At 34.8% G+C, this 21239-nt stretch carries 20 protein-coding genes; all 20 read left to right on the forward strand.

Annotated features, from left to right (window positions below):
• Nucleotides 1–44: 44 nt before the first annotated feature.
• The 20 genes from wecB (at nucleotide 45) to T515_RS06110 (ending at nucleotide 20920) form a co-directional block, all read left to right on the forward strand.
• Complete coding sequence (gene wecB / locus T515_RS06015) at nucleotides 45–1220, forward strand: non-hydrolyzing UDP-N-acetylglucosamine 2-epimerase (protein ID WP_036608798.1); 1176 nt, start codon at nucleotides 45–47, stop codon at nucleotides 1218–1220.
• Nucleotides 1221–1222: 2 nt separating this feature from the next.
• Complete coding sequence (locus tag T515_RS06020) at nucleotides 1223–2356, forward strand: hypothetical protein (RefSeq protein WP_036608799.1); 1134 nt, start codon at nucleotides 1223–1225, stop codon at nucleotides 2354–2356.
• Nucleotides 2337–3524: a hypothetical protein gene (locus T515_RS06025; protein WP_036608801.1), complete on the forward strand. Its 1188-nt coding sequence runs from the start codon at nucleotides 2337–2339 to the stop codon at nucleotides 3522–3524. Before T515_RS06020 ends, T515_RS06025 begins: the two co-directional genes overlap by 20 nt.
• A 22-nt stretch (nucleotides 3525–3546) precedes the next feature.
• Nucleotides 3547–4731 (forward strand): glycosyltransferase family 2 protein, encoded by a 1185-nt coding sequence (locus T515_RS06030; protein ID WP_197026400.1) that lies wholly within the window; start codon nucleotides 3547–3549, stop codon nucleotides 4729–4731.
• Nucleotides 4732–4855: 124 nt separating this feature from the next.
• Complete coding sequence (locus T515_RS16480) at nucleotides 4856–7207, forward strand: polysaccharide pyruvyl transferase family protein (RefSeq protein ID WP_051671498.1); 2352 nt, start codon at nucleotides 4856–4858, stop codon at nucleotides 7205–7207.
• Nucleotides 7204–7794, forward strand: a complete 591-nt coding sequence (locus T515_RS06040; protein ID WP_036608805.1) for an SGNH/GDSL hydrolase family protein — start codon at nucleotides 7204–7206, stop codon at nucleotides 7792–7794. Before T515_RS16480 ends, T515_RS06040 begins: the two co-directional genes overlap by 4 nt.
• 7 nt (nucleotides 7795–7801) lie before the next feature.
• Nucleotides 7802–9124, forward strand: a complete 1323-nt coding sequence (locus T515_RS06045; RefSeq protein WP_036608808.1) for a glycosyltransferase — start codon at nucleotides 7802–7804, stop codon at nucleotides 9122–9124.
• Between the two features lie 28 nt (nucleotides 9125–9152).
• Entirely contained in the window at nucleotides 9153–10334 is a 1182-nt protein-coding gene (locus T515_RS06050) for a glycosyltransferase family 2 protein (RefSeq protein WP_036608811.1), read from the forward strand.
• Nucleotides 10335–10415: 81 nt separating this feature from the next.
• The gene (locus tag T515_RS06055) at nucleotides 10416–11138 is read left to right on the forward strand and encodes an acylneuraminate cytidylyltransferase family protein (protein ID WP_036608815.1); all 723 of its coding nucleotides are present in this window, start codon (nucleotides 10416–10418) and stop codon (nucleotides 11136–11138) included.
• 15 nt (nucleotides 11139–11153) lie between these two features.
• Nucleotides 11154–11837, forward strand: a complete 684-nt coding sequence (locus tag T515_RS06060) for a class I SAM-dependent methyltransferase (RefSeq protein WP_330372645.1) — start codon at nucleotides 11154–11156, stop codon at nucleotides 11835–11837.
• A gap of 3 nt (nucleotides 11838–11840) precedes the next feature.
• Nucleotides 11841–12971, forward strand: a complete 1131-nt coding sequence (locus tag T515_RS06065; protein WP_036608817.1) for an N-acetyl sugar amidotransferase — start codon at nucleotides 11841–11843, stop codon at nucleotides 12969–12971.
• Nucleotides 12972–13014: 43 nt separating this feature from the next.
• The gene (locus tag T515_RS06070) at nucleotides 13015–14067 is read left to right on the forward strand and encodes a sugar phosphate nucleotidyltransferase (RefSeq protein WP_036608819.1); all 1053 of its coding nucleotides are present in this window, start codon (nucleotides 13015–13017) and stop codon (nucleotides 14065–14067) included.
• Nucleotides 14067–15248, forward strand: coding sequence for a UDP-N-acetylglucosamine 2-epimerase (gene neuC, locus T515_RS06075; protein ID WP_036608822.1), 1182 nt, complete (start codon nucleotides 14067–14069; stop codon nucleotides 15246–15248). Before T515_RS06070 ends, neuC begins: the two co-directional genes overlap by 1 nt.
• A gap of 4 nt (nucleotides 15249–15252) precedes the next feature.
• Nucleotides 15253–16296 (forward strand): N-acetylneuraminate synthase family protein, encoded by a 1044-nt coding sequence (locus T515_RS06080; protein ID WP_155988293.1) that lies wholly within the window; start codon nucleotides 15253–15255, stop codon nucleotides 16294–16296.
• Nucleotides 16297–16351: 55 nt separating this feature from the next.
• On the forward strand, nucleotides 16352–17305 hold the full coding sequence (locus T515_RS06085) for an NAD-dependent epimerase/dehydratase family protein (RefSeq protein WP_197026401.1): 954 nt from the start codon (nucleotides 16352–16354) through the stop codon (nucleotides 17303–17305).
• Complete coding sequence (locus T515_RS06090) at nucleotides 17298–18503, forward strand: polysaccharide biosynthesis protein (protein WP_036608829.1); 1206 nt, start codon at nucleotides 17298–17300, stop codon at nucleotides 18501–18503. Before T515_RS06085 ends, T515_RS06090 begins: the two co-directional genes overlap by 8 nt.
• A gap of 194 nt (nucleotides 18504–18697) precedes the next feature.
• Nucleotides 18698–18913 carry a hypothetical protein gene (locus tag T515_RS06095; protein ID WP_155988294.1) on the forward strand — a complete coding sequence of 72 codons (216 nt, stop codon included), beginning with the start codon at nucleotides 18698–18700 and terminating at the stop codon, nucleotides 18911–18913.
• Between the two features lie 15 nt (nucleotides 18914–18928).
• Nucleotides 18929–19684, forward strand: a complete 756-nt coding sequence (locus tag T515_RS06100; RefSeq protein ID WP_036608835.1) for a DUF4422 domain-containing protein — start codon at nucleotides 18929–18931, stop codon at nucleotides 19682–19684.
• Nucleotides 19685–19776: 92 nt separating this feature from the next.
• Nucleotides 19777–20604 carry a HipA domain-containing protein gene (locus T515_RS06105; protein ID WP_036608836.1) on the forward strand — a complete coding sequence of 276 codons (828 nt, stop codon included), beginning with the start codon at nucleotides 19777–19779 and terminating at the stop codon, nucleotides 20602–20604.
• Nucleotides 20579–20920 carry a hypothetical protein gene (locus tag T515_RS06110; RefSeq protein ID WP_036608838.1) on the forward strand — a complete coding sequence of 114 codons (342 nt, stop codon included), beginning with the start codon at nucleotides 20579–20581 and terminating at the stop codon, nucleotides 20918–20920. The genes T515_RS06105 and T515_RS06110 overlap by 26 nt, the downstream gene beginning before the upstream one ends.
• Nucleotides 20921–21239 lie beyond the last annotated feature (319 nt).

Below are 21239 nucleotides of genomic sequence, written 5' to 3' on the forward strand. Positions count from 1 at the left end.
TAAGTATTGTTGTAAAAATGTGTGTAAACAAAGGGTGATGTGATATGAATTCATGGAAAAACAATGGGAAATTAAAGCTTGCGATCATAGTTGGAACCAGACCTGAAATCATACGTTTATCTGCGACTATAAAGAAATGCAGATTATATTTCGATACACTGCTTATACATACCGGGCAGAATTATGACTACAATTTGAATGAAGTTTTCTTTAAAGATCTGGAAATAGATGCTCCTGATCTGAATCTGGAGGTAAAAGGGGATGATCTCGGGGATATGATTGGAGCAATCCTTTCAAAATCATATAAAGCCTTAAAGAAACTTAATCCGAATGCACTTTTAGTATTGGGTGATACTAATTCCTGCTTGTCTGCAATATCGGCAAAACGTCTTCATATTCCTATATTTCATATGGAAGCAGGAAACCGATGCAGAGATGAAAGACTTCCTGAAGAAACTAACCGGAGAATAGTTGATATCATTTCGGATGTAAATATGGCATATTCCGAACAGGCCAGAAGATGGCTTAGGGACTGTGGATTGCCGCCAGAAAGAACATTTGTGACGGGATCACCCATGGCGGAGGTACTTTCTGAGAATTTGAAAAAGATAGAAAGTTCAGATATCTGCAGACGGCTAACAGAGGAGTTGGGAGTAATTATAGAGACAGGAAAATATATACTGTTATCAGCTCACAGAGAAGAGAATATCGATGATGATGAACAGTTTATCAGTTTATTTGACGCAGTAAACGTCATGGCTGAAAAATATCAAATGCCGGTGATCTATTCATGTCATCCGAGATCAAAGAAACGATTAGAGACCAAAGGATTTATATTACATAGAAATGTGTATAGCCACAGTCCTATGGGATTTCATGATTACAACCATCTTCAGATGAATAGTTATGTAACGGTATCCGATAGTGGAACTTTACCAGAAGAAAGTGCATATTTCAGCAATATTGGAAAATCCTTTCCAGCAGTATGTATCAGGTCTTCTACAGAGAGACAGGAAGCAATGGAAAAAGGGTGTTTTATCCTGTCTGGTATAACAGAGACCGGACTATTACAGTCGGTAGATATGGCAATAAAAATGAGGAATAAAAAAGATTATTCAGCAGATGTTCCGGATTATTCAGATTTAAATGTAAGTACTAAGGTTGTAAAAATCATACAGTCATATACCGGAGTTGTAGATAAGTTTGTTTGGAGAAAGTAATTATGTTTCCTAATATTTTGTTTCATCATATAAAACTGGTAACAAATGGCACAAAAGTCTGGTACATAGCACAACCATATTCTTTTCTTATGGAATTGGAGATTGAAACCATGAAGCTAAGATGTTTGGGACAGATTCCAGGACCGGTTGAAAGAATAGCATATCGAGGACTAGTATACCATGAGGATACTTTGATTTTGCTTCCATATAGAAGTAATAATATGTATTTGTATGACCTCAAAGAGGAAATATACAGGCGATTGGAAATTGATTGTGGAAATAAGCCCGAATTTATCGGAGGTACATTTCTGGATGAGTATTTATATATATATAGCAATACTGATGATGAAGTAATTAGATATGATATAAAGAAAGAAAAGGTCATATCTAAGATAAAACTCAGTGATTATATAAGTGATGTTCATATTTCTTTTTGGTGGGACGGAGAAGTTGTCAATGATAAGTTGATGCTGCCATGTTTTGGTTCTAACATTATTGCAGAATTAAGTAACAATGGTGACGTGTCTTTAAATGTGATGGGCACTACCACCGAAAAATGGGTTGAAAATATAGTGTGCATTAGGGATGGAAAAAGCGAATGTATTCGTTTGGGAAATGAGGGAGATATTAATGTAGAAGAGTATTATCAAAGTGAAAGGGTATGGAAAAGAACTCATATTGAAACGTGGGCATCAAATAAAAAGAAGAACCCATATTGCTGGAGTACTTTAGTTGATGGTAAATGGTTTTTCATTCCTCAATTTAGGGGGAACTTATTTTATGTTGATACCGACAAAGATGAACTTAAGTACTTTCATAGGTTTGAAATGGTTGATGTGAAAAAATATGGAATACAAAACTTTTTATGTGGAATCAAGGTGGCAGAAAAGATATTAACTATTGATATGAATCTTGGACATTTGATTGAAATCGATACAGAGTCACTTTCGGTAAAAGAATCAGTTATTGTGATTGGCGAAGAAGTGCTTCAATTTTTAAACAAGTACTATAAAGAAAAACTTGATAATAATGAAGTGGTCATTGAAAATGATTTTTTTCCAGGTATGTGTGTTGCAAATTTAGATAGTTTTATTGAATATATTACAAGTGAAAATAATGTGGAATATAGATTTTAGTAAGGAATTAGCTGAAAAAGTCACACTATTATTTAGAACAGCATATAAATATCCGGAATTGATTTCTCGGAGAAAAAATAGTGAATATATCTGCAGAATAAAGAATCTTCTTACAGGGTATAGAGAATACAGATATAGAGATAATGATTCATCTATTCTTATTGTTTATCCGCATGATTTCTTTACTAAAAATCACTTTTCTTATTATTATAACTTTATTTCCTATTTTGATAAGTATGATGCTTTTTACTATGCAGAGAAAAAAGGCAGCAGGCGTGGGGTACTTAAGAGTCTTCTGTGGGTCATTAGAAATATGCCTAAAGTTAAAGGTGTCAATTATCAGCTTGGTGTAATGGCGGTTATGTCAAATTTTCCCATTTTTCTTGAACAATGGGAAAGAATAGATTTATCCAGATATAAACTTGTGGTCGTATATAATGAGCTCTCACCAATAGGTAGATATATCGTGGAATCCTGTAAGGAAAGGAATATAAAAACAGCGACATTACAACATGGATATTTTTGTGGAGCTGGCGTAGACAAAAATGAATGGAATTCAATAGAACTATCACAAAGTGTTGTTGATTACTTTCTGATGTGGAACAATTTCACAAAGAGTGAAGCCATTAGATCTGGAATGAAGAAAGAGAAGATCATAGTTGCCGGCATGCCTGGATATATTGGTAAATGTTTTGAAATAAGAAATACTGATGACAGGAGTATATGTATCTTTTTAGGATCCTTTGATGATGACAATAGTCACATTTTAGCTATATGTAAAAGATATGCTGAAATACATGGGTATAAATACTATGTAAGATATCATCATGGCACAAATAATCTTTATAGAGAATTATTTGATTCTAATTATGCAGGTACGATGAATGAAATTTCCATACAAGAAATTGTAGGGAGCGTAGAGTTTTCAGTTTGTGTTCCAAGTTCTGTATTTATCGAAGTCATGATCATGGGAGGGGAAATATATAGAATGGGAAGCAATAATGATACATTAGGGGGAACAAATAACAATGTATTCATCGATGAAGTTGAACTTGATATCTGCAGAAATAATTGGACTGAAATAAAGAAAAAAATAAGTATAGAAATGCTGCCGCCAGATGATCAGGAAGAAAGGTATAGAATTTTCTTTGATCAATTTGATATTTGATATTTATGGAAGGTTTAAACAGATGTCACCTATTATAAGTTTTGTGATTCCGGTCTATAATAATGAATATTATCTTGGAAATGCCGTATTTAGCATATTGAGACAATTGGAGTCAATAAAAGAAGAAGCGATAGAAGTGATAATAGTGGATGATGGGTCAACTGACAGAACAGGAATCATAGCTGATGAGCTAGCTGAAAAAGACAGTCGTATACATGTTATACATCAAGAAAATAAATGGATTTTTGGCAGTATGAACAGTGGTGTGAAAAATGCTGTTGGTGAATATGTTTATATATTAAATTCAGATGATCTGTTGGTTAAGGGAACTGTTCCGCTTCTTTTGAGCACAATTGACGAATATGACAATCCTGATGTGATTTGGACAAAGGTAGTATGGGAACTCGTCGATGATGAACAGAGAGTATTAGATTCAAGGGATTTTAACGAAAAAGTCAAGGAGGATTTTTATTGTAAGAATAGAAATGAGGTACACAAAAAATGGTTTTTCCTTCAGGAATCGGGACTGGCTACAAATCAGGCGAATCTTTATAAAAAAGCACTGTTAGAAAAACATAGTTTTAGAGAAGATGTATACGGTGCTGATACTATCCTGAATTTGGAAATAGCCGATGAAGTTAACAGTATGGTGATCCTGAAAGAGCCTGTTTATCGATATCTTGAATATAAAAGAAAAGGATTTAACGCTTCATTAAAATACTATGATTATACGCATGACATGTTTAATGAAATTATGAATATGTCATTAAAGTTATATGAAAAATGGTTGATACCTAAGAATGTATATATAGATTTTGTGATTTTAAAACGTTTAAGAAATTTGACAATAGAAATCGAAAGTATGCTTAATGAGAACTGCAAATTAAGTATAGATAGTAAATTGGAAAAGGTATTCTCTGTCAGTGCAGATCCGGAATTAAGAGAAAAGGCTTGGGGAGTCGGGAGAGAAAGAGAATATGAGAGCCGTATACTAAACGGCTCAAATAAAATATTAAAAAATAGCAATTATTGTTCTTCAGAATACGGTTTTGTAAAAGTGCTTACGGCGGGACTACCACTGGATTATTGGGGGGAAATAAATGCTGAGGTCATTGACTTAGAAGCATTAAAAGCCGCAGTTAACGATCCATTAAATAAAGATAAAATCGGAAAAATATACTATTCGGATGTGCTACAGAGTAAATGATTGTTAAGTCAGTTAGTTCAGTATTTTCGCAAGTAAGAGCATAAGATAGTGTATCGATAAGGATTAGGCCTGTGAGTGAGATATTGCAGTAGAAAAAACTACAGCAATAGAGGAGGTAGACAGGATGACTTACGTTGCATTTGGAGTTGGTCAATTTTTTCATTCTTTTTTGGAAAGGTTGGACACCATAATTGGCATTGAATTCTTTTGCGATAATGACAGTAGAAAATGGGGTCAGTATCTGATGGGAGATGACAGAGTATGTATCTCACCTGAGGATCTTAAAAAGATCAATGATCCCATGGTTATAATTTGTTCTGCAAAAGACAATTCTGTACGTGATATAGGTAAACAACTGGAAGAACAGGGTATTCCATATATAAGTGCGAAATCATTTTTACATCAACATGAGATAAAGAATCATAGTGTAGAGTGGCCTCAGAAAATTCAGAAAACAAGAATACATAAATTCATAGAATTGTTGGTAAATGGTACAACAGCATGTAATCTACACTGCGAATATTGCTATGTATGGAGGAGCAGAGGGTTTCAGGCTGGTAGAATTTCATCAGAGTATAGTGCTGATGAAATACGAAAAGCGTTATCCTTAGAACGTCTCGGTGGTCCGTGTCATATTAATCTTTGTGCACTTGGAGAGACATTGATTTCAGAAGGAATTATAAGAATAGTACGAGCGCTCACAGAGGAAGGGCACTATTTAGGGATAGTGACTAACGGAACCATTTCGCCGGCTATAGATGAGATTTTGTTATTTGATAAAGATCTTCAGGAAAAGATATTTTTTAAGATATCCTATCATAAAAAAGAATTGGAAAGATTGAAGCTTGTTGATGTTTTTTGGAATAATGTTGAAAAAATCAAATCATCAGCATGCTCATTTACTTTAGAGATTACTCCTTCTGATCTCTTGATTGATGAAACTGAAGAAATAAAAAAAGAGTTCTCGATACGTATGGGTGGAGCTTTACCGCATATTACCTTTACACGTGATAGCCAAAAGGAGGGCCTGGATCTATATTCAGAATTGTCATTGGATGAGTATCGCAGAATTTGGGGGCAGTTTGAATCATGCCTGTTTAATCTGAAATCCTATTTATATAAAAGAAAAATCACAGAGAATTGTTATGCTGGGTGCTGGAGCTATCGGATAAACCTGGTGAATGGAAATCTGCAAAGCTGTTATAAGCAACAGCTATCAGGTACCATCTATGATCATATGGAAAGTCCGTTTCAGAATGTGACAGTAAAGAATAAATGTGCTCAGACTTATTGCTTTAATAATCATGCATTTATTGCTTGGGGGGATGTTCCGGATATAGAGTGTGACACTTATCTTGCAATGAGGGATAGAATTGAAAAGGACGGTACTGTCTGGATAAAAAAACCATATCGAGCACTGATGAATCAGAAATTATATGATAATAATTTTCCATGGATAGACAGATGGAGTGACTATCCCAAATTGTTCAGAGCTGAGAGAGAAGGTGCATTTATACTTTTTAATAGTCCGGATTATGGAAATCTGGGAGATCAGGCTATAGCCTATTCGGAGAGAGTGTTTTTTAGCAGGCTGTTTCCTGATAAAGAATTTATAGAAATATCATGTACCCAGTATATAAAAGAATGTCTTCAAATTAAAAAGGCAGTACGAAATGATGATGTAATATTGCTTACAGGCGGAGGATATATGGGATCCATATGGCTCTGGCTGGAAGACATGGTTATCAACATACTGGAACAGTTTCCGGATAACAGAGTGGTTATAATGCCTCAGACTATATTTTTTGAAGATGATCAATTTGGTCATTCGGAGCGATATATGTTTGAAGAAGCGGTGATAAGACATGGAAATGTACATATATTTGCAAGAGATGTATCAACTTATGAATATCTGAAGAAAAGCAGTATAGATGATTCGTGCTTTGAATTAGCAAATGATATGGCGATGGCACTGGATATCAAATCTAATGCCTTAGAAAAGAATCAAGGAAAAGTACTCATATGCCTAAGGAAAGATGAGGAAAGTGTAAATTATGATAGGACAAAACTTATTGAAGAAATTGAAAAGATTTTCGGAAATGAAACTGTAGAATTCTCCACTGTTGTAGAGGAAAATGTTTTCCTTGATGACAGAGAAAGATACCTTAGTGATTTATGGTCACAGATGAGTAAAGCAGAGCTTATCATAACAGACCGTCTGCATGCATCTATTTTCAGCTGTTTGCTTTCAATACCTTGTTTTGCACTGAGTAATTCTACTGGAAAAGTCAGGGATTTTTGCGACAGGTATGGAGATTTATATGATATCAGGCTGGCGAAAGATGAAGATGAAGTTGTGGATTTTGCTAAAGAGTATATAACACCTAAGCCTAAAAGAATAAAAAAACATGAAAATATCAATGAACATTTTATGGAGTCTGTGACACGTTATTTTAAGGAGAAATGTTTTGTATGATCAATGTTCTGTTGCTTGGAGATTCAATACGTCTAAACTATCAGGAAGAGGTAGCTAGGCTTTTAAATGTGAATGCGAATGTTGTCTATCCAAAAGATAACGGCAGGTTTTGTCTTTATACCCTGAGGTACATACATGAGTGGATAAAGGATTTATCTCCAAAGGATGGAGAGTTTGATATCGTACATTTTAATTGTGGTCTTTGGGATGTACTTAGACTTTCAAATGAATCTGGGCCTATGATAAGTGAAGAATTGTATCATGAATCGCTTGTCAGAATCGTGGAAAGGATACGGTTCATGTGTCCGGGGGTAAAGATAATATTTGCACTTACAACCTCAGTAAAGGAACCTGGGTTCGAACCGGGAATAGAAATTGGAGAGCGGAGAAATCAGGACATCGTGAGGTACAACGAGATTGCGAAGGGTGTCTTTAATAAAATGGGAATAGATATAAATGATTTATGGGAAGTCTCAAAAAAAATTCCTGATGATGCCAGATCTGATCAGGTTCATTTTGATACTGATAAAGGAAGAATGGTTCTTGCTGATGCAGTAGCAATGTTCATAAAACAAAGGTTAATATAAATATAATATGAAAAAATTAGAGAATCGGATTCCAGTTGTTTTTACACCTGATGAGAAGTTTGTTATTCCAACATGTGTTGCGATAGCCAGTATGATGGAAAGTAGAAGAGAAGCATATTATTTTTTTTATTTGGTATTGGATAGTAGTTTAAAATGGGCTGAAAGCTATTTTAGCGCAATAAAAGATGTATATAATGAATTTGAATATAAAATAATCTGGATAGAAGAAGCTACCTTTAAACAAGGTGTAATAAAAACAGAACATTTATCTCAAAGTGCTTTTTATAGATTGTTTTTGCCGGATCTGATTAAAACGGAAAATAAGATCATGTATCATGATGGAGATATTTTGGTGTGCGATGATCTAAAAAAAATGTATGACGTTGATTTAAAGGATAATTACATTGGAGGGATACCATCAATATATGCTGCACAAGAGGATGAATGGAGTAAAGCGAAAATAGATAAGTGGGGATTCGCTAGTACAGAAGGATATGTGTTTTCAGGAGATTTGATAATTAATTTACAGAAGTTAAGGACAGATAACATTACAAAGATTTTTTCTTCAGAAATAATGAAAGGATATCCATCAGAAGATCAAGATATAATAAATAAAGTTTGTTATGGACATATAGCATTACTTCCTCTCAGATACTGTATGTTAAATAGATGGACAGAGAATGATACTTTGGAACTGTTTACTAATCCAGTCTATTCATATCAAGAGATATGTGATGCCAAAAACAATCCAGCTATAATTCATTTTGCAGGTGCAGATGCAAAACCATGGTTGAATCTCAGAGTGAGTTATGGTGAATTGTGGTGGAATACTTTAAAAAGAATTGTTGGTGATGAAGTATATAAAAGAATGAGAGATATTGCTCAGGAGAATACAGAATGCAGAGATTGGAGTTATTTATGGTGGAAATTACAACTCTGTATGAATAAAGCTAAGGAGGTTGTTATCTATGGTGCCGGTAAAAATGGTAAGGAACTATTGGAGTCATTGAACAATAATGGTATTTCTGTGAGCGGATTTTTAGACATGAATAGTGAGAAATGTGGTACTTTTGTGGATGGAGTAGAAATTTTCCACGTCAATACTGATAGTTTTAGTAAAAGAAATACTATAGTGATAGTATCTGTAACAAATGGTTTTGATGAGATTAAGAAATATCTAATTCAAAAGGGATACGAAAATGAATTAATTTTAAGATATTATCATAAAAGTAACTTCTATTACCAGTCAATAGCCGCTGAGTATCAAGAATATGAACAGCAGGACGCGTGCCTAAGATGTGGCAAACAAATAGATCAAAAAGTAATATAGAAAGTATAACCATGTAATATGAGGGGTAGTGAACAAATTGCTAAAGATTTCTGTTGTGGTTCCTATATACAATATAGAGAGATATTTGGAAAGATGTATAGAAAGCATTTGCAATCAAACTTATAAAAAATTGCAAATAATACTTGTTAATGATGGTTCTTCGGACAGTTGTGAGAATATAGTTCGAAAATGGCAGTTAATTGATACAAGGATAATCAGCATCACAAAATCAAATGGTGGACTGGTAAGTGCCAGAAAAGCCGGAATCAGACTGGCAGATGGAGATTATATAACTTTTGTGGACGGAGATGATTGGATAGATGATGACTGGATAGAAAAGCTTACAAAAGCCATATGTAATGACAGTATAGATGTGGTTTGTGGGGGGAATTATATTGATTATACAAGTGGAGTAATCAAGGAGAATAGAAACAGATTTGATACGGGGGTATATGATTCCGAAGATATAATTCCAAATATGATTCATAGAAGCGATGGCGCGGAGTTTTCAATTACGCAGTATGTGTGGTCAAAACTGTTTAAAAATAATATCATCAAAGATGTTATAGAAATAGTACCTGAGAGTATAAGCACAGGTGAAGATGTTGCAATAACCTACAACTGTATCCTCAAATCAAAGAAATTATATGTAACTAACGAACTGGGTTACCACTATATGAAAAGAGAGGATTCCATGTGTGCAGTCTATCCGAAGGATGAGCGCAGAAGATGTAATGACCTAATAAATTTTCTGCGAAAACGTTTTTCGGAAGATGTACAGGCAAAAGTACTTTTGCCTCAGCTTAACTGGTATGAAAAAATGATAAGACTTACCAGAGATATATCTTATTTTGATGAAAATAAATGTGAAATTCTCTCAATAATGGGGGGGCTGAAGATTCCATGTGATGTTGTTATATATGGTGCAGGTGCTATGGGAAAGTGTCTGCTCAACTATCTTCAGAATATTTCAGTAGTAAAGATATCAGGATGGTTGGACAGAGAAAAGAATGAAATATGCGCATCGGGGATAAAGATTGAAGACCCTGAAACATATGAATATAAGAAATTTTCAGACAGATACTATGTAATAGCAATAGTTAACACAGAAACAGTAAAACGGATAATAGAATTTCTAGTGAATAATGGTGTAGGCAGAAATAAAATAATATCTATTCCGGAAGAATTTTTTTATGCTGAAAGTACCTGATGACTCGTGAAAATGCAGAGTAAAATAAACATAGTTTTAACTAATGGTTAATGTTAATTAGACTGAAAGGAACATTGCAGTATGTTTGCTGATAAAAAAATTCTGGCTTTAATTCCGGCAAGAGGTGGAAGTAAGGGAATAAAGAATAAGAATATCGTTGATCTGTGCGGAAAACCACTGATTGCACATACTATAGCTTCAGCAAAAAAAAGTTCATATATAGACAGAGTCATTATTTCAACAGACAGCGTAGATATAGCAAGAGTTTCAAAAGACTATGGAGCAGAAGTACCATTTATGAGACCGGATGAACTTGCTTCTGATATAGCCAGAACAGTCGATGTAGTTATGCATGCCGTTAAATATTTTCTAGATATAGGTGATTTGTTTGATGTTTTGATCCTTTTGCAACCAACACAGCCATTGAGAACGGAAACGGACATAGATGGAGCTATAGAGCTGTTTTTTGAAAAGGGAGAAAAGGGATTGGTGTCGGTCTCTCCGGTAGATGATAATCCTATTCTGATAAGGACTATAGGTGATAATGGAGAGCTGAAAGGTATTCTTGAGATGAACAGCACATGTCGTCGTCAGGATATGCCGTCGTATTACAAGGTGAATGGATGTATATATATAAACAGAGTTGAAGATTTAACTCGTCAAACAAGTTTTAATGATAATCCAATAGGATATGTCATGGAATCCTCACATTCCGTGGATATAGATGAACCAAAAGATTTGGTGATGGCGGAGTTTTTTTTGAGAAAGGGGAAAGAAAATGGAGTGCAAGAGAACTCAAGTTAAGTTTTATTTAAAAGAATAGTACAAAAAAATTCAAAAGAGTATTTCAAACTAATTGAAAGTGAGGCAAGAACTGACAGTAAATTAGATAGGATGTCAGAGATATCATGGCTTGATATTGGATGTGAAACCGGAAGTTTTCTGTATTACTTAAGAAATAAGTATCCTGATATGAAACTAACCGGAATGGATGTTATTCCAGAACTATTAGAACATCTCAATGATGGAATTGATGGTAAAAAAATAATTCCATTTTTGGGGGATATAACAAATGAGCAGAAGTTACCAAAAGGGACATTTGATATTGTATCGATGACTGGAGTTATTCAGATATTCGATGAGTGGGAAGGTGTATTGAGAAACGCATTATCATTATTAAATGATAAAGGTGTCATGTATATGCTATCAGTATTTAATCCTGAACCATATGATGTATTTGTTAAATATAAGCCTTCTAATCAGAGTGGTGGGGTGCTTGAAGCAGGCTGGAATATGATTTCTTTAGACAGTATAAAACGATATTGCGAAGAAACTGATTTCGTGGCTGAGGTGATTCCATTTGAGATAAATATCGATATTCCGAAGAACAAAGATGATACAGTTAGAAGTTGGACAATAAAAAAGGATGATGGAAAACGAATGATAATTAATGGACTTCAACTTGTTAACAACCATTATATTTTTAGGATACGAAGGAGATAATATATGAAATTCTGTAAGAAATGTATCATGCCTGATACCAGGCCGCATATTTCCTTTGACAAAGATGGGGTTTGTATAGCCTGCCAAAACAATGAAAAGAAAAAGAGTGTGGATTGGGATCTTAGATATAAGGAATTAGAAAAACTGTGTGACAAGTATCGCAGAAAGGAAAATGGGGTATATGATTGTATCATAGCCGTATCTGGAGGTAAGGATTCGCATTATCAGGTTCATGTTATGAAAGAGCAGATGGGTATGAATCCTCTTCTGATTACTGTTGAAGATTTCTTCACAATGACAGAAGCCGGTAAACATAACATTCAGAATATATCAGAGGCTTTCGGCTGTAATATTATCTCTTTTAAACCAAATCGCAGAGCGGCGAAGGTGATTTCACGGTACATGTTTGAAAAATACGGAAGACCGTTGTGGTATGTAGACAGATTACTGTATACCGTCCCTTTATATTATGCTGCAGCATTAAATATTCCACTTCTTGTATATGGTGAAAATGTATCTTATGAGTATGGGGGAATAAATGATATTGAAACATATTCTGCAAGAGAGCAAGTTTTCAATGGGGTCGCACCGGATGTTGATTTGGAGGAACTTGTTGAAGCTGGGGTTCCAAGAGATGAACTGACTTATCTTGAAGCACCATCCAGAGTACTACTTGAAAAGTTGGATCCAATATATATGTCGTATTTCTTGGAATGGAATAGCGTTAGAAATTATGAATTTGCAAAACGACGTGGATTTAAAGATTTAACACACGAATGGGATAGAACAAATCATATAGAAAACTTTAATCAAATAGACAGCTATGGATATCTTTTGAATGCATGGATGAAATTCCCTAAATATGGGCATGCATATGCGACTGATTATGGTGCTAGATGGGTTAGATATGGATTATTAACACGCGAAGAAGCTGTAAAACTTGCCGAAGAAAGAGATCATGCAGTTGATCCTAAGATAATAGAGGATTTCTGCAACTTTACAGGGATGACTATAGAGGAATTCTATAATGCTCTGGATAAACTATATAATAAAGATTTATTTGAAGTGAATGCTCTTGGACAGTGGAGATTAAAGCAGGAGAATATAGAGGAGAGAAGAAATCCACATTGGTAAATTAGTATGCCGCCAGTACAATCAAAAGAAGATGAGGATATTTATGAATATTGAGAAAATATCAAAATTCATAGGAAATGATTCATTGAGCATCATTGAAGCGATGCGAATGATAGATCTTAATTGTAATGGGATTTTATTTTTAGCTAATCAAGAAGGTAAAATTCTGGCCAGTGTTACAGATGGTGACATAAGACGTTTTTTAATAGATGGTGGAAAAGTAACCGATAAGGTTTCATTGGCTGCAAACAAAGATGTGCTTGTTGTTCATTCACTTAAGGATGCTAAGAGATTCTATCATTCAAAGGATTGTGTTGCAGTACCTGTAGTGGATGATAAAGGAATAGGGATTGATATTTATACAGGAGAAGATTATGAACCGGAAGAAAAAGCCAAACTTAATATTCCTGTTGTTATTAATTCCGGAGGTAAGGGAACGAGATTAGATCCCTTTACAAGAGTATTGCCGAAACCACTGATACCTGTTGGAAAATATCCGATTTTAGAGTTGATCATACAAAAGTTTATGTCATATGGGTGTGATAAATTTCATGTAATTGTCAACTACAAAAAAGATATTATAAAGGCATATTTCTATGATAATGAACTGTCGTATGATATCAGCTGGTATGACGAAGAAAAACCTCTGGGAACAGGTGGTGGGTTAAGTCTTCTTAAAGGAAAGATGTGCGAAACTTTCTTTTTTGCAACATGTGATACTCTTCTTGCTGTGGATTATGAGGAAATAATAAAATTTCATAAAGAAACCCATGATTCTATAACCATGATATGTGCTGATAAGAACATCAAAATACCGTATGGGATCGTTGAAATTAATGCCGATGGTACGGTCAGTAGTATGAAAGAAAAACCGACATTATCCTATTTGACTAATACAGGAATGTATGTTGTCGAACCACATGTGTTGGATAATTTGAAGGAGGATGAACCTGTTGATTTTCCGGATATTATTGAGGATGAAATGAAAAAGGGTAATAAGGTATCCGTTTATGTAATCAATGAAAGAGAATGGATGGACATGGGAGAACTACCAGAGTTGGAAAAAATGAGAAGAAGATTGTTTGGGGATGTTTGATGAAAAAAATAAAAATTTGCATCGTGACAGCAACTAGAGCTGAATTTGGCCTATTAAGACCGATAATAGAAAAAATGAAATCTGTAGAAGAGTTTGAAATCATAATTGTTGCTACAGGAATGCATTTATCACCGGAGTTTGGTCTTACATATAAAGAAATTGAAGAGTGTGGGTTTACGGTTGATAAAAAGATAGAGATGCAGCTCAGCTCAGATTCCACTGTTTCCGTAGCAAAGACAATGGGATTAACTATGATCAGCTTTGCGGATTATTTTGATGAAGAGAAACCGGACTACGTTATTGTTACAGCTGATAGGTATGAAGCTATGGCTGTTGCTTCAACGGCTATGGTCATGCGTATTCCTATTATTCACCTTTTTGGAGGAGAGACAACTGAGGGAGCAATTGATGAAAGTATACGTCACTCAATTTCAAAAATGAGTTATCTGCATTTCACAACGCTTGAAGAATATAGAAAGAGAGTGATACAGCTAGGTGAGGATCCGGAGAGAGTTTTTGCTGTAGGTGGAACCGGTTCTGAAAATATAAGGAATCTAAAACTGTTGTCTTTAGAACAGCTAGAGGCTCAGCTGGATTTTGATCTTACAGGTGATTATGCAGTCGTTACTCTTCATCCCGTGACATTGGAGAATAATAGCGCCGAAAAGCAGGTAAGAGAGTTGTTACTTGCTTGTGATAAGCACCCTGAAATTAAATATATATTCACAAAAGCAAATTCAGACGCAGATGGAAGAATCATTAATAACGCACTTATTCAATACTGTAAGGAACATAAAAATGCAAAAGTATATGATTCTTTAGGGTATATGAGATATTTAAGTGCTGTTAAGTATAGTGCCTTTGTTTTGGGGAATTCATCAAGCGGTATTATGGAAGTTCCTAGTTTTGGAGTTCCTACTGTTGATATAGGAGATAGAGAACGTGGACGACTAAGAGCTGCCAGCGTAATAAATTGTGCGCCGAATCATGAAAGCATAGTTGAAGCGATGGATAAGGCATTGGATTCTGAATTCAGAAATTTTTGTAGAACAGTTGATAATCCATATAGCGGAAAGAATACATCTTCGGAAATTGTACGTATTATAAAAGAACACGTAATAAAATCCGATGTAGATTTGAAAAAGAAATTTTATGATGTTGATTTTGAGGTAAAGAGGTAATATTGTGCCATATAAAACTTTTGAAATCGGAAAAATATCTGTTGGAGAAGGATATGATCCTTTGGTGATTCCGGAGATAGGTATCAATCATAATGGAGATTTGAGTGTAGCCAAAGAAATGGTTTATTCAGCCTATAGAGCAGGTGCTAAACTAATAAAGCATCAAACGCATGTTGTTGAGGATGAGATGAGCCAGGTGGCAAAAAAAGTAATCCCGGGTAATGCAGATATTTCAATTTATGAAATCATGGAAAAGGCGGCATTATCTGAGGAAGAGGAATATGAGCTAATGAAGTACACGGAATCCTTAGGTATGGAATTTCTTAGTACTCCTTTTTCCAGAACAGCTGCGGATAGACTAAATAAGTTTGGCGTTAAGGCCTATAAAATCGGTTCGGGAGAAATGAATAACTATCCGTTGTTAAAGCATGTTGCTTCTTTTGGAAAACCGATGATCGTATCCACAGGAATGAATGCACTTGATGATATAAGAAAAGCAGTTGCGATATTGGAAGAGTACAATGTTCCATATGCACTACTTCACACAACAAATCTTTATCCTACACGACCAGAGCAAGTCAGACTTGGTGCGATGCAGCAGATGATGAAAGCTTTTCCTGAGACTATAATCGGCCTATCTGATCATACAGTTAATAATAATTCCTGTATTGCGGCTATTGCCATGGGGGCAAAGGTTGTTGAAAGACATTTTACAGATAAAATGGATAGAACAGGACCGGATATAGTGTGCTCTATGGATGAGGAAATGCTTAGGCAACTGCTACAGGCAAGCCATGAAGTAACACTTATGTTAGGCGGAGAAAAGCGTGCTCTTAAAGAAGAACAGGTTACGATTGATTTTGCATTTGCGACACTTGTGACAATAAAACCTGTAAAAAAAGGAGAGACGTTCACTAAGGATAATTTATGGGTAAAAAGACCTGGAACAGGTGAAATTTTAGCTGAAGAATATGAAAAGGTGCTTGGAAGGAGAGCTACTGTAGATATTGAAACAGATACTCAGCTTTCTTATAAAATGATTGAATAAAATATAATTTGCCGTGTACAAAAATGAATATGAGATAGAGGATGTGCATATGCATATGCAAAATAAGAAGAAGCTGTTGATATTTGGTGCAAAAGGATTTGTAGGGTCTACCTTATGTGATTATGTTGATCGTTCACGATATGATTTGATTAAAGCTGTACATGGTAAAGAGATTGATAGTGACTCGATTTCAGTAGATATAAGTAAAGCTGATGAAGTAAAAAAAACAGTTGAGGCAGTAAGACCTGATTATATTATTAATTTAGCAGGAATTCATAGTATCGCTGACACTGAAAAAGACATTAAAAACGCTATAGATATTAATGTATGTGGATCTGTGAATATCATGGAAGCAATAAAAATCTATTCACCAAATTCAAAGCTGCTATTGATTGGATCGAGTGAAGAGTATGATTCAAAGCAGGACTTACTTTCGGAATCGGATTTATTAAAGCCTCGAAATATGTATGGGATGACGAAACTATGGCAAGAATATGCTGCAGAGCTTTACGCTAGAATGGATGGTGTAAAGGTTATATGTACGAGATCTTTCAACCATACAGGGATAAATCAAAAAACAAATACAGTAATATCTTCATTTTGCCAACAAGCCGCAGAAATAGCACTAGGAATTAAAGAACCTTATTTATTTACGGGAAATCTGGATGTTGAAAGAGATTTTTTGGATGTAAGAGATGTTGTTGCTGCATATATTAAATTGCTGGAATCGGATATAAATACAGGAATATTTAATGTATGCAGTGGTCGAAAGATCAGATTATCTGATTTGTTAGGAATAATAGTTGGATTTACAGGCAAAAATGTGGAAATCTGCACAGATCCAGCGAGAGTCAGAAGAAACGATATTCCAATAATCGTTGGAAATAATGATAAGTTAAAACATGCTGTATCATGGATGCCAAACTGCTCGTTAGAAGGTACGCTAAAAGAGATATATGAGTTGAAAATAAAGAATTTGATTCAAAAAATGGAGAATTCTAATGTTTAATTTGAAAAAGTTTGTTGCTGAGCATGTGGTAATGCGCACACAATCCATGTTTTTTTCTGATATAGAAGAAAATAGAGATATATTACTAGAGCGAATTAATGGAAAAAAAGTATTAGTGATTGGAGGAGCGGGATCTATAGGTTCTTCTTTTATAAAGGCAATCTTATGCTTTAAACCTGGTGCACTTGTGGTAGTAGATTACAATGAAAATGCACTTGCAGAGCTTACAAGAGATTTGAGATCAACGAACGGAATGTATATACCTAAAGACTATGTGACTTATCCTATGGATTTTTCGTCAAGGGTATTTGAGAAGATGTTTAGGGCACGTGGCGGGTTTGATATAATAGCAAATTTTTCTGCTCATAAGCATGTTAGAAGTGAGAAGGATGTATTTTCTATTGAGGCTATGTTACAAAACAATGTTCTTCATGCAAAAGATTTGCTGGATCTTATCTCTGAATATCCGCCGGAAGTTTACTTTTGCGTATCTACCGACAAAGCAGCAAATCCAGTAAATATCATGGGGGCCAGTAAGCGAATTATGGAGGATGTTATTTTTAGTTATTCTGATAGATTTCCTGTTAAAACAGCTCGGTTTGCGAACGTCGCATTCTCAAACGGATCTCTTCCGGCAGGTTTCATTGAAAGGATACAAAAATTACAGCCATTATCGGCACCGTCGGATATCAAACGTTATTTTGTCAGCCAAGAGGAGTCAGGACAAATTTGCTTATTGGCTGCGATTCTAGGAGGGAATAGGGAGATTTTTTTTCCCAAACTAGGAGAAGCTCAAATGATGTCTTTTGATTCGATAGGTACGGAATTACTCAAAGCTCACGGATATGATGTATTGCAATGTATGACCGATGAAGAAGCTATAGAAAAGGCAGAAGAATTAAAAAGGGGAGCTAATTTATACCCGGTCCATTATTCTAAATCGGATACTTCCGGTGAAAAATTATTTGAAGAATTCGTTACTAATGACGAGCGTACGGATATTGATAGGTATAATTCACTTGGAGTAATAATAAATAAAGAAATTCCCGATAAGAGTAGGCTGGATATTTTTATAAATAAGCTTTATGAATTATTAATGACAAATTTTTTAAAGGAAGAAATTATAGAAATAATTAGAGAGTATCTTCCAGATTTTCGACATATTGAAACCGGAAAATCTCTTGATGGAAAAATGTGAGTGAAAATATTTATCTGGTAATGAAAAATAGCCGAGCTAAAATCTATTTTATAGTCTATGTTCTCTGATGAGGTTATAATATGATAAATGAACCAAAGGGTAATATATATATTTTTGGTGCACATTCACGTTAACAAACTTTGGGTGTATATCTCAAAACTATTTATCCGGACATAAAAATTCAGGCATATCTGGTGGATAATGATGAAATAAATCCTACGACTGTTGATGGTATTCCAGTTATTCGGCTTGACTGTAAATCGTGTGAAGAAAAATTGGATTATATATTAGATTATTCATTGCCTGTATATCTGGGAACCAGAGGTGTATATCATAGTGATATTATTTCGAGAATGAAAGAAAAAGGATTTAAAGAATTTGTTCCTGTGACAGTTGATATGGACAGCTAACTAAGGAACATATTTGTGGGTCGATATTTCAAGAATATCGGTAGAAATTTTTCGAGATTATCAGATAAATGTGATCCTCAAACAAATTGTTGTATTTATGTGGTTAAATCAGTTTATGATAAACAAACAACAGAATCATATGATGAAAAAAAGTGGGAGAGGTATATTCAGGTTGGATGTACACTTACAGATGAGAGACTCGCAGAATGTACTGAGTATGACAATATAGGGGATAATATATCTAATCTTAACCGACAGTTTTGTGAATTAACAGGATTGTATTGGATATGGAAAAATTCTAAGGAAGATATAGTTGGGCTGGAACATTATAGAAGACATTTTACATTGGAAGATGATTGGTTCGATAAGATGCTGGAAAGAAATATTGATGTTATTTTGCCTGTTCTGCTGTATGTTCATCCATCTATTGCGGAGAATTATCGTGGACGACATGAAAAGAAGGTGTGGGATGCGATGATGTCTGTATTACGTCGTCAACCTGAGGTATATGACTCTGCGATGGATTTTTTTGAGAATACCGGTTGTTACTCACCTTGTAATATGATAATAGCCAGGCGGGATGTGCTGAATGATTTATGTGAGTGGTTATTTCCTATAGTATTTGAAGTGGCGGGACGTATCGGTCAAATCGATAATATATATCAAAACAGGTATCCGGGGTTCTTGTCAGAAAGACTCATTACATTCTTTTTTTACCACAATGCGAATAAGTATAAAGTTGTATATGCGGATAAGAATTTTAGCCAATGAGATTTATTGTTGATATGTGATTTAAACAATATCTGTGATAAGCTGATGTATGAAGATGTTATATGGTTTGTAGATACAGAAGGTATTTGGATATGTCATTAAAAGAAAAGAATGATATCATATATAAATTGCAGGATTATACACATCTTGAATGGAATGACAGAACGAGAATATCACAGGGAACACCCGGAAGTTTTTTAAAAACTTATGAAGGTGATGGAGTAGACAGAATATACTATAAGCTTTCAAATTCTGATTATAGAGGGATTTATGGACATGAATCCGTAAATGAGTTGATTGCATCACGTTTGTTAGATGTTTTGGGAATTGATCATGTTTCTTATCGACTTATTCATTCGAGAGTGAAAATTGACAATTCTGAATATGAAACATGGATGTGCTCTTCAAGGAATTTTAGAAAAGAAGGCCAAGAAAAAATGGCCTTTGATGCATACTTTGAACTGATGCGAGAGGATGATGAGCTTCCCATAGATTTTTGCCAAAAAAGAGGGTGGGCTGAGCAGATATATAGAATGATGGTTTTCGACTACCTTATATGTAATAGAGATCGTCATGGAGCAAATATTGAGTTACTTCAGACAGGAGATGAAGTGATGCTGGCACCTCTTTTTGATCATGGACTCTCCCTGATCTTTTCATGCTATGATGATGAAGATGCTGTTCGTGATTTTGATGTCATGAAGGATTATCCTGTAAATAATTACTTTTTCAGCAGGTCGTTGGAATACAATTTGAGATATGTCCCTAAGACATTGGAAATAAATCATCTTCATGAAGATGATTTCGATTACATAATGCACGGAATAGATATGGTTCTTCCAAGGGTGTATGTTGATAAGATATGGAAAATGATAATAGGCAGATGGGAAAAGTATGAAAAGATACAGAATAGCAAATAAGAGATCAAAAAATAAGTCTGTAGCTACACTTCTATATGATGAAGATAAACAAGAGTTTAAGATAGAGATTCCTAAGGAGCAGGATGAACGTAAATTACCTATGCTGCTACGGGCCAGTGTCAGTAAAGGTGAATATGTTATGAATCCTAAATTTAGTTTGTTATGGGTAAGGAACAGACTGGTCCCGAGCGAAAGACAAAACATAGGACAGTTTTTAAAATCTTATGGATTAAATAATTATAGGGAGGATTTGATTCTTGAAAAAACTGAGGGTCGTTCCATTCAGGATGATTTTGTTGTTATCAGGGAGCAGTAGATCACTGACAACTACCTTGACAAACAGCGATATAGTAATATGTAATTTAATATATATTGGTGATATACTGCTGAAGGACCCCCAAAAATAAGTAACGCATAATAAAACTATAAATAAGCCGATAGAATCAGTGTTAGTCACCGGTTCTGTCGGCTTATTTGTATGATGGGGCGGACTGTGGGCGTGCCTATGATTTTTTATTCTCAAATCTCAAATTTTCACTAATAGAACCCCTATTTCATGACGAATAAGTAAATAGAGATGTCAACCGGCACCTCTATAGAAGATATTTAAGTTTCGGGTTCCGGGGGTTCGGCAT

The organism is Oribacterium sp. P6A1 (genome assembly GCF_000702885.1).
In the GTDB taxonomy this organism is placed as follows: Bacteria; Bacillota; Clostridia; order Lachnospirales; family Lachnospiraceae; genus Oribacterium.